Consider the following 13,857-nt stretch of genomic DNA (forward strand, 5'->3'; position numbering starts at 1 on the left):
AAATCAAACTATCCATAAGGCTCGCTTGCAGTAGCTCGTTTCCTGCCAGGCTTACAGGAACAGTCCGGTAATCGTAGCCGACAGCACGCTCACCAGCGTCGCCCCGTACAGCAGCTTTAGGCCGAAGCGGGCAACCACGTTCCCCTGCTTCTCGTTCAGGCCTTTGACCGCGCCGGCAATGATGCCGATCGAGGAGAAGTTGGCGAAGGACACCAGGAATACGGATACGATACCTACGGTGCGTTCGGACATATTCGTGAAGTTGGCCAGATCAAGCATCGCGACGAACTCATTCGATACCAGCTTGGTAGCCATGATGCTGCCTGCATCCACCGCCTCTTTCCAAGGCACGCCCATCACAAAAGCGAATGGAGCAAAGATGTAACCTAACAGCTCCTGGAAGGTGATTCCGAAAATCATATCAAAAATGCCGTTGATCATTGCGATCAAAGCAACGAAGCCGAGGAGCATCGCCGCAACGGTAATCGCGACCTTGAAACCATCCATGATGTATTCGCCCAGCATTTCGAAGAAGGATTGCTTCTCCTCCTCCTGCACCTCCAGAATATCCTCTTCCTTCTCCACCTTGTAGGGATTGACGATGGAAGCAATGATAAATCCGCCAAACAGGTTCAATACAAGCGCGGTCACCACATACCGCGGCTCGATCATGGTCATGTATGCGCCGACGATCGACATCGATACCGTGGACATCGCGGAAGCGCAGAGCGTATACATGCGGTGCTTCGGAATTAAGGCGATCTGTTTTTTGACCGAGATAAACACCTCGGATTGCCCCAGGATCGCGGAAGCTACCGCATTGTAAGACTCCAGCTTACCCATGCCGTTGACTTTACTCAAGACGAGGCCGATATATCTTACGATAAACGGCAGTACCTTAATATATTGAAGTATACCAATCAACGCGGAAATAAACACGATCGGCAGCAGGACATTCAGGAAGAACGGACCTGCACCTTCATTGGCAATGCCGCCAAATACAAACTCGATTCCGGCTCCGGCGTAATCAAGCAGCGCTTTAAACGTATTCGCTATCCCTTTGACAAGATACTCGCCGACATTGGTGTTCAGCAGTATGAATCCAAGGATCAGCTGCAGCACAATCATGACAGCCAGCGGACGATAACGAATGTTGCGTTTATCATTGCTGATAAGGAACGCAAGACCGAATACGACCAGCAAACCTAGTATGGCGATTAGAAATTTCATCGTCGATGTTCCCCCATAGGTGAATTTTTTTGATAGATGGCATGGCTACCGAATTATCGAAAACCTTATACCCCAATAAACGGTTTAGTAGGAAGAGCTGGATTGGCCGCCCTCCATAATTTTCACGCCGGAGCTGGCTCCGATACGCGTTGCGCCCGCTTCAATCATGCGATCCATGTCTTCCTTGCTGCGCACGCCGCCCGAAGCCTTAACGCCCGTGTTCTCACCGACCGTTTTGCGCATCAAGGCGACATCCTCCGGAGTAGCTCCGCCTGTAGAGAATCCCGTGGAGGTTTTGACAAAATCGGCTCCGGCTTTCACGGACAGCTGGCACGCACGTATCTTCTCTTCTTCTGTCAGGAGGCTTGTCTCAATGATGACCTTGACCAGGGCTTTGCCCTTTGCTGCATCCACGACAGCCTGAATATCTTGCTGCACCAGCTCATCGTTCCGGTCTTTCAGCGCTCCGATGTTGATGACCATATCAACCTCCGTAGCCCCGTTAGCGATGGCATCCTTCGCTTCAAAAGCTTTACCAGCCGTCGTGTTAGCCCCCAGCGGGAAGCCGATAACGGTGCATACTTTGACGCTCGTGCCCGCAAGCTGCTCAGCACAGTAGGATACCCAAGTCGGGTTCACGCAAACCGAAGCAAATCCGTACTTTTTGGCCTCATCCGTAATTTTCGTGATCTCGGCCTGGGTTGCATCCGCCTTCAACAGCGTGTGGTCGATCATTCCTGCTATATTCATCTGGTTAAAACACTCCTTATATTGTTTTTATGCAATCTCGTAAAAGCGCTATCATAACGCTTAATCCTTTAGACGGGACCATCATATCACAGCCTTGAACATATGTAAAACATATATTGAAAATATGTTCATTCCGATTTATGGCAATGATATTTATCATTGTTCGCTGAAGGACTATTCATCATTCAGGAATAATCTAACAATTCACGCCGTTTACTATGCTCTATACCCTGTCAGCGTAAACATAAACAGAGAATCGGCCTCCCATACGGCTTGGGGAAGCTGATTTCCAATACGCAAAAAAACACCCCGTCCAGTCAAGAGGAAGCTGATTGCCGCTTCGACCTTCCGGAACGAGGTGCCGTAAAACTGCACAATATGTTGGACATTTCATAGAAGCAAGGCTTGCGCCGTAAACTGGTCCGTTACCAGGATGTTTGCATACTTGCCGATCAGCGCAGCTCGGATGGCCTCCACCTTGCGCTGCCCGCCTGCCACGAGAATCGATTTCTCCTTGTGGCGCAAATCGTCCAAATCGATGCCCACCGTACGATTGTTGATATCCTCGCTGCACACCCTGCCCTCCGCATCGAAAAAACGGGAGCAAATATCTCCCGCGCCGATGCGCTGGAGCAGCTTCTGTTCTTCCTTGCTCAGATAACCGAGCCGGAACAGCAGCGCGTCCTCATGAACGGTGCCCACCGTAAACATGGCGATATTGGCTTGTTTGCCTAATTGGATAATCCGCTGGATATGCCGGTCCCTCTCCACCATTTCCTTCAGCTCCGTGGTGTCGAAGATGACCGGCAGCGGCAAATATCTCGCCATCGTGTGGTAAGCCTCGGCGAACAGATTGACGATCTCGGCGGCATACGTGTTCACATGCGAATGGCTGACGCCGCCCTTCAACTGCACGACCTCGACGCCCCGAACGGGCTTCTGCTGCAGCTGAAGCGCCACGGCATGCATGGTCGTTCCCCAGGTAACGCCGATGATATCCGCATCCTGGACCGTTTCATGCAGGTAATCGGCTGCCTTTTTGCTGATATGCTTCTGGATTTCGCGGTATTCGTTGACGGGAGAATAACTCACCAGCACGTGTTCCAAACGGTAAGCCTTCTTCACCCTTTCGGCCAAAGCGCCCAGGTCCTCGAGAGGGTCCACGATGCTGATCTGCACGTACCCCTGCTCCTTGGCGTGCTGAAGAAGCCTGGAGACCGTAGGGCGGGAAACGCCGAGTCTCGTGGCGATATCCTGCTGGCTGTAATCCGACATATAGTACAATCTTGCCGCCTCAATGCTGAGGCGCTGTTTATCCTGATCCATGATCCAACCCACTTTTATTTATGTCGTAACCGAATTGGGTCCATTATAACGTGATCTGACACAAAATTCGATAGCGAGTTGGAGCAGGCATATATCTTGAACTAAGGTTACCCCAGTCTGATCAAAACCGCAGATTTATCGTCAGACAATTTAAATCGTGGATAGGTAATACATTCCGGATCGCTATGTTCCAACGCCACCAGCCAATCGGCATACTCATTCAGTCCCCGCGACTTAATATTGCGGAACAAAATTTCCTCGGAGGTCCGTCTGCCCCCATTCACCAATTTTTCAGGATAATAGAGTCCGTCGGTATGCAGCAGCAGCTCCTCAAGCTGAATCCGGTTAATCTTGCCGTACTCAATAAAATCCTCCGCGTCCGAGCGTCCATTCAGAACGGAGTAGCCTCTGGCCGTATTCATTTTTTCTTTATTCTTGAGAATGCGGGGCTTCACCAACTCCCATAACTGATCCTTCGACTGGACTCCGGCCAGGACGGCCTGTTCCCAGATTAGCTTGGATTCATAATCAATATGCGCCACATGGTCCCGTGTCACCATGCGCACAGACCCGTCAGCATAGGCACCCATAATCATGCAGTCGCCTGATTGAGCATATTCGATATAATGGTCAGTAATCCGGATCACTGCAATTCCCGCCGTCCATAACTGATCCTTGGAATCGGTCGGTATGTCGTGCGCCTGCATTTCCACTCCCAATATGCGATTGGCCTCACGGGTCAACTGCTCCAGATTACGCTTTTCTTCCGGTGAAATCTGCTCAAAGTATCGCTTTAACAACTGCGAGGCAATCCGTCCGCCAGTCTCCCCCTCTGAGCCTCGAAACGGCACCAACGAAGTGGCACCGTCTATAACGCCGTATATCTGCAGCTGATCGTTGATAATAAGCGCATCCTCGTTCCAGATACCGCTCCCCTGTATCGACAAATTTTGCACTTTCATCATGTTTTCATATCCCTCCCACGGAGCTCCCCCGCATATGATCTCGTTCTCCAATCTCTGTATGACAGATCAGGGAAGAAGGGGCAGCAGATCGGCCGCCTTCTGCTCCAGATCCGGTCTACGCTCTATCTCCAAGGCTTTCAGTGTTTCATCGATTCGGTTCCAACGTCTGTAATCGTCAGACATTGGTGCAATCCCGTCATCATTCCCGACCAGCCGTAACAACATGTTATAACGGGTCCCCTCCGCTGTTTGCCGCGCCAGCGAGTCCAGGCTGTCTTGACGGACCGGCATATAGCCTGTCGCATCCAGCAAAGTGTCCTGTATATACGGGGAAGCGATGTGGTTAACAAGCTCCTTCGCCAGTTCTCTGTTGCCTCCCCCGGCAAGCACTGCGAAAGCGCTAAAGCCCGGCGAGACCCCTTGGTCCACTGCTCCAGGCAGAGGAACTACGCCATAATTGAACTTGCCTGCAATATACTTATCCATCCACTGCATATGTTGCGAGCTTGATACCAGAAGCAGAATCTGTCCGTCCATGAATTCACTCAGAGCCAGTCGGTGCTCCAGAGGAAACATCACACCGGAATCAAACACCAGCCTGTTCCATGCCCCGAGAAGTTCAAGCAGCCGCTCTCCCCTCTCCTCTTCTGCCGGATGGCCCCACATATTCAAAAAAACAAAGGCCAAATTCTCATCCACCGCCAATACCTGCTTCCACTTGATGGACGCATTGCGATGGTTCAGACCTCTCACCCAGCCTGAAATCTCTTCATTTAATTGCTCAAGATCCGCAAATTCCAGTCCTCTCTGAAAACTTGCGTTCCGAAGCTTGTCTTGATTATAGTAAAGTACCGGAATCGATGCACCGGCAGGCATCGCCCACAGCTTACCTTGAAACGTGAACGCATTGCGGGCTGAAGCCGTTAGGTCCGTTGTCTCACCTGGCAGTTTGATGGGCACGAGCGCCCCGTCTTCTGCCCATTCCGCCAGACCGTAGGCATTGTTCAATTCCGCAATTTGCGGAGCACGTCCTGCAGAGATGGCAGCTGACAATTCCGAATGCAGCGCCTCATACGATTGGAAGGTGCGCACATTCATCTCCACTTCATGATAACGAGCCTGCAAGGACTTAAGTATCGGTTCCCATTCACTGCTGTAAATCCAGCATTCCATTCGCTCGACTTCCTTGATCCTCTGCTCCGGCGGATGCCCGAGCCGCCGGAAATAAGTCGAGTAAACGACCAGACTTCCGGCAATAATCAGTACAAAGACAATCCAGATCAGCCCATTCTTGCTCCAAATCCGATTTTTCCGCTCCAGCATGCACCCCTCCTCTTTTTACATTATAAAAGGAAGCAATATTGAAGGAGAACTACCAAATCGAGCATCGCAAGCATAAGTTACAAGGTCAAACCCTTGCTGCCCGACAACTTGTTCGCAATCAGCAGCGATATAAGCGTAGTCACCGTAAGAATAGAGGCAAGTGCGGCGCCGGTGCCGTAATTGGAGGTAAAAACCTCACTGTAGATCGTGACGGATATGGTCGCCGTTGCTCCATAATACAGAACAAGCGTGGAGCTTAATTCATTAATCGTTGTAATCCAGCTGAGGATGGCTCCGGATATAACGCCTGGCGCCATCAGCCGGCCCGTCGTTTTGAAGAAAGTTTTCATCGGCGGCACGCCAAGGCTGATCGAAGCCTCTTCCACGCTTCGGTCCAGCTGGTGAAGAACCGCCGTACTCGACCTGATCGTGTACGGGATTTTTCGTATCACGTAGGCAATGACAAGGATAATCCATGTTCCGGTCAGCACTATCGGCGGCTTGTTAAAGGCAATGATCAGACTTATACCAAGCACGGTGCCCGGCATGATATAGGGAATCATAATGATGCCGTCGATAAAAGCCGTGAATTTGGACCTTCGCCGCACGAGAATATAAGCGATGAGCATGCCCGCAATAACCATGACGATGATGGACAACACAGAGTAAGAGTACGTATTCATGATCGCTTTGGGCACTCGGAAGAACACTTCTTTATAGCTGTCTAGACTGAATCCGCTATGGAACACCGGTCCCTTTTTCGCAAGGAAGGAGGTCACAAGCACGGTCAGCTGGGGCATAATGGATATACAGGCTGGAATAAATGCCAGCACGGTCAACAGAACCGTCGGCATCCGCTTCAGCTTCTTCACCGTCGGCGTTCGCATGCCGGTCATGGAATAATTTTTGCGGGATACAAAATACCGCTGACCAAACAAAACGGCTGTTGAGAAAAAGATCATGACCACACTCAGTGTGCTGGCCATTGCTGGGTTGCCGCCCATCTCACTGATAAATTGTTCGTAGGCCAGAATCGGCAGCACTTTATAGCCCTGCCCAAGCAGCATTGGGGTGCCGAAATCGGCAAATGAAGCCATAAATACCATCAGTGCCCCTGCCGACAGCGTAGGAAATATGAGCGGCAGCGTCACGGTTCGCAAACGATTCCATGCTGTCATTCCCAGACTCTCGGATGCTTCTTCCAGCGAAGTATCGATCGTCTTGAGTGCACCGGATACATACAGGAAAATATGTGGGTAGAATTGCAGGGCAAATACGATGACAATCCCGTGCCAGCCGTAGATGGAAGGAATATCAATCCCCAACTCCCGGATGAACCTCGTAACAAAGCCGTTATTGCCCATCAATAAAATCCATGAATACGCTCCGATAAATGGCGGAGATAGCAGAGACATAATAACCATCATCTGCATCAAGCCTTTGCATTTGATGTCGTATCTTGTTGCGATGTAGGCTAGCGGGGTGCCGATCAGAATCGCCAGCACGGTTGCCAACGCGGATACAAGAAAGCTGTTCAGCAGAGCCTGATGGTAATACTTGAGCTGAAAGAAATCCAGGTAGTTCTGCAGGGTTATGCTCCCGTCCTTGCCGATAAAGCTGTTTAACAGCAGAGACACCAGCGGGTAAATAATGAACACCAGCATGAAGATATACACACATACGGTTACCAACGTCCAGAAATCCCATCTTCTGAGCAGCAGACGCTCTCGGGCGGTCGGAGACCAGACGGGCTTAAGCTTCGCCTGCACGATAGATCACCTCCAGGCCAACGCTGTCATACATAACGGACCATTGAAGCTGAAAATCCAGAAACAACCGTTGCTTCTCCTGAAACAGAATTAGGGTTTTGCCCGGATAATCATGTACATCGATAAAGGTCCCGTCCTCAAGCTTCATTAAGTAACTCACCTTATCGCCCAAGAAGCTGACAGCTTGAACGATTCCTTCAAAGGCAAAAGTGGGACTTGGTTCCGCGCTGATCTGCACCCGCTCGGGACGAATTGAAAAAATCACTTTGCCTGAATAAGATTGTTTGATTGGCAGCTGCGTCTCTTTGCCGAGCAATCGTACTGTTCCGATCCCGTCGTCTCCGCCCAATTCAGACGTGCAGGTTCCTTCCAGAAAGTTGGAAGTACCGATAAAATTGGCCACGAACTGATTCCGGGGGTATTGATAGATGTCCCTCGGAGATGCGATCTGCTGAATGACTCCCTCACTCAGCACTGCGATCCGGTCCGAAACGGCGAGCGCCTCTTCCTGGTCATGCGTCACATAAATAGTGGTGATATTAAGCTCCTTTTGCAATTGACGGATATCGGTCCGCATTTTCACCCGGAGCTTGGCATCCAGATTGGACAGCGGCTCATCCATTAGCAGCAGTGCGGGACGAATGACAATTGCTCTTGCCAGAGCAATCCGCTGCTGCTGTCCCCCGCTCATGTTGCCAGGTATCCTGTTGCGAAGATGGGCCAGCTCCACCAGCTCCAGCGCTTCCATCACCCGGCTCTCGATGTCCCGTTTCGAAATTTTCCGGGCGCGAAGCCCGTAGGCCACATTGTCAAACACACTCAAATGAGGGAAGATTGCGTAATTCTGAAACACCATCCCGATATTGCGCTCATGGGTAGGCACGTCATTAATGACTCGGCTGCCAAAGTAGATATCCCCTTCCTCCTGTTTATAGAAGCCGGCAATCGTTCGGAGAAGAGTGGTTTTCCCACAGCCGCTCGGTCCCAGCAGGGTGAAAAACTCCCCTTCGTTTATTGAAAAATGCGCATCATTAACCGCCTTGTTCTCTCCAAAGTATTTTGTAACATGATCGAATACCACTTGACTCATGAATGCCTCCATATCCGAGAGGACGACTGCCCACGGATCAACCAGCCATCCCCCCACCTTTGTGCTCTATTCCTTGCCCATCATAATATCGTTGAATCTACTGATAACGGCTTCTTTGTTATCTGAAGCCCAGCTAAAGTCGTAATCAACCAGTTCGATGTCCGCAGTCTGAGGCAAGCCTTCCACCGGTTCTACATCATCTCGAACCGAGCGGCGCTTAAATTCCTTTTGCACCAGTTCCTGCACATCCTTGCTGACAATAAAATCAATAAACTGCTTCGCTTCATCCGGATTTTTGGTTCCTTTGATGATTGCAGCCCCATCAGGTACAGCCGAAGTGCCTTCGCTCGGATAAATAATGCCGATCTGCGAGCCGCCTTCCATGTACCGCAGCGCAGCATCTTCCAGTGTGATGCCGAGAGCAAACTCACCGTCAGGTACGGCGCGTTGGACCAGACTGGAACCCGACAAAATTTTGCCGTCCATATTGGCCACAAGTTTCTTGACATACTCCCACCCCTGCTCGTCGTCCTTACCAAAAGCCGTCAGCATGGTCACCAATTGCGTATAGGAGGAGCCCGACTTGCCTGGATCGGCAAATGCAATCTGCCCCTTCCACATGGGATCCAGCAGATCCTCCCAAGATGCAGGCAGCTCATCCTCGGATACCAGCTCTTTGTTGTAAGTGATTACCATCGGGAGAGCGTTAAACGGTGTCCAATAGTTGGACGGATCCAGATAGCCAGGGAAAATATCCCCCTTCTCGTTTGTTTGATACGGCTCGAAATATTCGCTAAATGATGCCAAGGAATCGGCTCCTCCTGCCCAAAAAATGTCCCCGAGCGGATTGCTTGCCTCAGCCTGCACACGCTTCAGCAATTCCCCTGTACCGCCGGAGATCAGATCGACGGATATACCTGTCCGATCCTGAAACTCTTTGATAATCGGGTTGTTGATTTCGGCTGCATTCGGCGAATAAATGGTCAGCTTTCCCGTACCCGCGCTGGAATTCGAATTGGAATTCGAGGAATCGGACTCCCCCTTACCTTCGGTCGCAGGAGCACCACAAGCTGTAATAACACCTAACAAAATGATCACACTAGCGATTGCGGTAAGCCATCTTTTCACCATTTTTTTGTATCCCCCTTATTTTGTATTATTTTCCCTTCCACGAATTTACTATACCTGTCAGGCTTCCACCTCTCAACGAGACAAAATTGCATAAATGTTTAATTTTTTGCTTAATTGCGTGAATGTAAGCGTTTAAAAAAAGGCCTTTAGCTTTCAAAGGCCTTCTTCATCCAATTTCCTTACACAAATATTACATTCCATGTGATTCCAGCATTCTTTTACGATATTCCGTCGGCGTTTCTCCAGTATATTTACGAAAAATTTGACTGAAATAACGGGAATCCTGATACCCCACGGCAAGCGAAACCTCATAAATCCTCACATTCTCGTCCCCCAGCAATCTCTTTGCCTGCTCCATTCTTAACCGGGTTAAATATTCTATAAAGCTTACACCAAGCCGTTTGCGGAACAGACGGCTGAAATGCGCCTCGCTCAAGTGAAACCGGGCAGCCAGCTGTTGCAGGCTGATATCTTCGTTAAAATTATGCTGGACATACGCCTCTACTTGCCGGAACCCTTCGGCAAAATGCACGGCAGCATTATCCAGATGTTCGATGTCACCGTATACGGACACCCCGCTCAGTTTACTTGCTGCTCTATGCCTGACAACTTCTAACGCTTCCTGATATGCTCGGTCCAGCTGCTCAATCCCCCCATATGAGAGACTTACCCCGGCATAGACCAGCGCTTGGCCAAATCCGGTGACTGTTTCCTTCAACATGCCCACTGCCACTTCTTCATCGGGAATAATGCACGCTCTTTGCAGTTCATCTATCATAATCAAGGGACCGTAAATGCGGGCATACAACCGTTCCTTTATATGCAGCCACCGCTCATGCCGCCGCTCCTCGCCTTCTTCCTCCATCTGTACCACGGCAACCCGTATCTTCTGTAAGCCGGCAGTCTCCTCCAGCCATTCCTTCAGCATCTCCAAGGAGGCCGTATCCGTGATTCCGAGCATGCTGTCATGAATCAGCTTCTGAACAACGAGTGATTCCCTGTCCCTTTTCCAACTCTGCAGCTGCTCCATCACGCTCGCATGCTGCCTCGTCCGGACAAGCTCCTTACATACCTTGTCAATTGCCTTTACCAACGTATCGGGATCTGTCGGCTTTAACACAAAATCGGAGGCTTTGAGTTTGATCGCCTGCTGGGCATAAACAAAGTCATCAAATCCGGTAAGAAAAATCACCTTCAGCTCTGGACAGAACTCCTGGGCGGACCATGCCAACTCAAGACCGTCCATGCCGGGCATTCGAATGTCAGAGATGAGAATATCCGGTTGAAACGCCTGAATTTGCTGCACAGCCTGTTCTCCGTCCGCCGCTTCACCGACCAGAACACAATTCAGTGCCTCCCAATTGATCGTCTGCTTCAATCCTTCGCGGATCATCCATTCATCATCGGCAATCAGAATTTTAAACATCGCTTACCGCCTCCCGTATAATCGGTATACTTAGACTGACCTTCGTCCCTTGACCCGGCAAGCTATCAATATGCAGAACGTAGGCATGTCCAAAATGCAGTTCCAGCCTCCGCAAGAGATTATGAAGTCCGATTCCGGTCGTGCTGGTCTCCTCACCGGAAACGTACTCTCCCCGCAGGATGCGCTGCAGTTTATCCGGAGCTATCCCGAGTCCGTTATCCTCCACCACGAACTGCACCCGCTCTCCCGCCAATCGGCCGGAGATAAGCAGACTACCCTGACCGGCTTTCATCTCGAGTCCATGGTTGATCGCATTCTCCACCAGCGGCTGAATTAGCAATTTGGGGATGCATAAATCCAGAATGCCTTCATCGATCTCCACCGAAATCGTAATTTTATCCCGATAACGAATTTCTTGGATTGTCAGATAATTGCGAATTTGCTGCATATCCTCACGAATGGGGATAACGGTATTTCCTCGCCGGATGCTGAAGCGCAGCAGGCTGCCCAGCGAAACCGCAATGCTGCTGATCACCTCGATCCTGTGAATCCGCGCCATCCAATTAATGGAATCCAGCGCATTGTACAAAAAATGGGGGGTGAACTGGGCATGAATCGCTTTGATCTCCGCCTCCTGCACCTTTAGCTGCTTCTCGTACACCTGGTTAATCAATTCCTTGATCCTCTGAAGCATCCGGTTAAAGCTTCCGCCCAGATGACCAACCTCATCCCGGTACTTCGAATCGAAGGTGACCTCAAGGTCTCCCTTCTCAACCTGCCTCATTAGTCGACGCAGCTTGTGGAGCGGTCGGGTAATGTAATCGGACAGCAAGAAGGCCGTGCAGTAAGAGATCAACACTCCGAATATGACAATGAATATCGTGAAATTGCGAATGCTGGCGCTCTCACCGGTTAAAGCGCTTATAGGAACCACATTGATCAATTTAAAACCATGGGTATCGGATGTATCATAAATGACCATATGTTCAATATCCTGTTCCATTATTCGGAAGAATCCCTTTCTTTCTTGCAGAATGGTGGAAAGGTAAGGTTTCTCGAGGCGCGTGCCGACCTCCAGTTTGGAGAGATGGCTAGAAATGATATATCCTTTGTCATCCAAAAGATACACTTCTCCCCCGTCATACCGGTAAGCCCTTTCATATTTATCCGCGAGGGCAGGCTCCATAATGTCCACGATGAAATACCCCAGCGGTTTGCCGGTATCAATCTGCTTAAGCAATCGGCCAGAGCTGAGGACCGTCCCGTAATCCTCGAATTTTTTCAAGGAATAATGGCTATCCCAGACCACATCGCCACCTGCCAGCCTTGCTTTACGAAAAAGCCCCCAATCCGCGTTATAACGTAGATAGGAGCTTGGTATAAATTTTCCCGTAAAGTAACGGTCTCCGTTCTCTCCGAGCACATACAGCTGGATATCCCATGATTTAAAACCGAGGAAGCTGTTCAAAATGGCAGCGACCGTCTGCTGGTCGCGGTCTTTCTCTTCCACGCTTCGAGCAGCCGGCTTGGACAGAATCTCCTGAATGTCTTTGTTGCTGTACAGATACATGGACAACTGTTCAATATCTTCGACGAAGTAATTAAGGCTGTAGTTGATTTGAGATAGGTTTTCCAGAATGATTTCATTGGCTTTGGTCTGGATTTCACTAGAGGCTTTACGAATGGAGAAAATACCTAACACTGCGAGAGGGATGACCGCAATCAGAAGAAACAGCAGCATCAGCTTAGTCTTTAGTTCCATGGCATGCAAACGATCCATCCAATAGTTCATGACTGGCTCACCCATTTTCACTCGAATTTCAGATTAATATAGCATAAAATGTCGGATGCACCAATCCTCTGGCACCTATATACTGATTTCTCTCAGAGATGATCCCTGATTCTGCAGCTTTACCGTTTACGAATGACATGCCCGTTAAATCGGATAAGCTCTATGCCTTCAGCCAATAAAAATACACCCCTAAGAATTTCATCGGTTAAACCCAAGGTTTAATCCAATCTCCATTCCAAGGGGTGTACTTCAACCCTCATACGGATGTCGTCTAGCGAGGCAAAACTTTAGATCAATGCTTTGTACTCCAGCGGAGATACCCGGCCATAGGACGTCTTCGCACCTTGAATCGGTGCCGCCCAAGCCACGGCATTGGCAATCACCTGCTGAATTTCAGGCTGGTGATAGGTAGGGAACGCTTCATGACCCGGTCTGAAATAGAAGAGCTTGCCGCGTCCGCGCTTGTAGCAGCAGCCGCTGCGGAACACCTCGCCGCCTTCGAACCAGGAGACAAACACCAGCTCATCCGGCGCCGGAATCTCAAAACGCTCCCCGTACATTTCCTCCTTCGGGACCTCGATATACTCTCCGAGCCCGCTGACGATCGGATGGCCGGGATCGATGACCCACAACCGTTCCTTCTCGCCGTCGTCGCGCCATTTCAGTGCGCCGGTGTTCGTGCCGAGAAGGCGCTGGAAAATCTTTGAGCCGTGGCCGGAATGCAGCACGATGATCCCCATGCCGTCCAATACGCGCTGGCGCACTTTTTCCACGATATCATCCCGTACTTCACTATGCGCCACATGCCCCCACCAGATCAGAACGTCCGTTGAAGCGAGCACGTCGTCCGTCAATCCGTGTTCCGGATCATCCAGCACGGCAGTGCGTACGACGAACTGTGCATCCTTCCCCAGAAAATCGGCAATCGTCCGGTGAATGCCTTCGGGGTAAATCTTAGCGATCAGTTCATTATGTCTTTCGTGCCGGTATTCGTTCCATACCGTTACATTGATATTAGCCAAGGATGGCGGCCTCCTTTAAATTGAAATCCAAAG

The 13,857-nt window shown here is 50.2% G+C and carries 11 protein-coding genes; all 11 read right to left on the bottom strand.

Annotated features, from left to right (window positions below):
- Nucleotides 1-51: 51 nt before the first annotated feature.
- Nucleotides 52-1,230: a NupC/NupG family nucleoside CNT transporter gene (locus P0X86_RS29075; RefSeq protein WP_277747096.1), complete on the bottom strand. Its 1,179-nt coding sequence runs from the start codon at nucleotides 1,228-1,230 to the stop codon at nucleotides 52-54.
- Nucleotides 1,231-1,314: 84 nt separating this feature from the next.
- Nucleotides 1,315-1,980, bottom strand: coding sequence for a deoxyribose-phosphate aldolase (gene deoC, locus P0X86_RS29080; RefSeq protein ID WP_277747097.1), 666 nt, complete (start codon nucleotides 1,978-1,980; stop codon nucleotides 1,315-1,317).
- A gap of 390 nt (nucleotides 1,981-2,370) precedes the next feature.
- Entirely contained in the window at nucleotides 2,371-3,306 is a 936-nt protein-coding gene (locus P0X86_RS29085; RefSeq protein ID WP_277747098.1) for a DNA-binding transcriptional repressor DeoR, read from the bottom strand.
- Between the two features lie 107 nt (nucleotides 3,307-3,413).
- Nucleotides 3,414-4,271, bottom strand: coding sequence for a protein phosphatase 2C domain-containing protein (locus P0X86_RS29090; RefSeq protein ID WP_277747099.1), 858 nt, complete (start codon nucleotides 4,269-4,271; stop codon nucleotides 3,414-3,416).
- Nucleotides 4,272-4,337: 66 nt separating this feature from the next.
- Nucleotides 4,338-5,594 carry an extracellular solute-binding protein gene (locus P0X86_RS29095; RefSeq protein ID WP_277747100.1) on the bottom strand — a complete coding sequence of 419 codons (1,257 nt, stop codon included), beginning with the start codon at nucleotides 5,592-5,594 and terminating at the stop codon, nucleotides 4,338-4,340.
- Nucleotides 5,595-5,671: 77 nt separating this feature from the next.
- Nucleotides 5,672-7,363 carry an ABC transporter permease gene (locus tag P0X86_RS29100; RefSeq protein WP_277747101.1) on the bottom strand — a complete coding sequence of 564 codons (1,692 nt, stop codon included), beginning with the start codon at nucleotides 7,361-7,363 and terminating at the stop codon, nucleotides 5,672-5,674.
- Complete coding sequence (locus P0X86_RS29105) at nucleotides 7,347-8,453, bottom strand: ABC transporter ATP-binding protein (protein ID WP_277747102.1); 1,107 nt, start codon at nucleotides 8,451-8,453, stop codon at nucleotides 7,347-7,349. The genes P0X86_RS29100 and P0X86_RS29105 overlap by 17 nt, the downstream gene beginning before the upstream one ends.
- Nucleotides 8,454-8,519: 66 nt before the next feature.
- Nucleotides 8,520-9,584, bottom strand: a complete 1,065-nt coding sequence (locus P0X86_RS29110) for an ABC transporter substrate-binding protein (RefSeq protein ID WP_277747103.1) — start codon at nucleotides 9,582-9,584, stop codon at nucleotides 8,520-8,522.
- Nucleotides 9,585-9,774: 190 nt separating this feature from the next.
- Nucleotides 9,775-11,010 carry a response regulator gene (locus tag P0X86_RS29115; protein WP_277747104.1) on the bottom strand — a complete coding sequence of 412 codons (1,236 nt, stop codon included), beginning with the start codon at nucleotides 11,008-11,010 and terminating at the stop codon, nucleotides 9,775-9,777.
- Nucleotides 11,003-12,802, bottom strand: coding sequence for a cache domain-containing sensor histidine kinase (locus tag P0X86_RS29120; RefSeq protein ID WP_277747105.1), 1,800 nt, complete (start codon nucleotides 12,800-12,802; stop codon nucleotides 11,003-11,005). Before P0X86_RS29120 ends, P0X86_RS29115 begins: the two co-directional genes overlap by 8 nt.
- Before the next feature lie 287 nt (nucleotides 12,803-13,089).
- A complete protein-coding gene (locus tag P0X86_RS29125; RefSeq protein ID WP_277747106.1) occupies nucleotides 13,090-13,824 on the bottom strand; it encodes a ThuA domain-containing protein in 735 nt (244 codons plus the stop codon).
- Between the last annotated feature and the right edge of the window lie 33 nt (nucleotides 13,825-13,857).

The organism is Paenibacillus sp. BR1-192 (genome assembly GCF_029542445.1).
Taxonomy (GTDB): domain Bacteria; phylum Bacillota; class Bacilli; order Paenibacillales; family Paenibacillaceae; genus Paenibacillus_AQ; species Paenibacillus_AQ lautus_A.

Coding starts and splice junctions, on each gene's coding strand:
- P0X86_RS29105 (WP_277747102.1), bottom strand. CDS start 8,453: ATGAGTCAAGTGGTATTCGATCATGTTACAAAATACTTTGGAGAGAAC.
- P0X86_RS29110 (WP_277747103.1), bottom strand. CDS start 9,584: ATGGTGAAAAGATGGCTTACCGCAATCGCTAGTGTGATCATTTTGTTA.
- P0X86_RS29120 (WP_277747105.1), bottom strand. CDS start 12,802: ATGAACTATTGGATGGATCGTTTGCATGCCATGGAACTAAAGACTAAG.
- P0X86_RS29075 (WP_277747096.1), bottom strand. CDS start 1,230: ATGAAATTTCTAATCGCCATACTAGGTTTGCTGGTCGTATTCGGTCTT.
- P0X86_RS29095 (WP_277747100.1), bottom strand. CDS start 5,594: ATGCTGGAGCGGAAAAATCGGATTTGGAGCAAGAATGGGCTGATCTGG.
- deoC (WP_277747097.1), bottom strand. CDS start 1,980: ATGAATATAGCAGGAATGATCGACCACACGCTGTTGAAGGCGGATGCA.
- P0X86_RS29115 (WP_277747104.1), bottom strand. CDS start 11,010: ATGTTTAAAATTCTGATTGCCGATGATGAATGGATGATCCGCGAAGGA.
- P0X86_RS29085 (WP_277747098.1), bottom strand. CDS start 3,306: ATGGATCAGGATAAACAGCGCCTCAGCATTGAGGCGGCAAGATTGTAC.
- P0X86_RS29090 (WP_277747099.1), bottom strand. CDS start 4,271: ATGATGAAAGTGCAAAATTTGTCGATACAGGGGAGCGGTATCTGGAAC.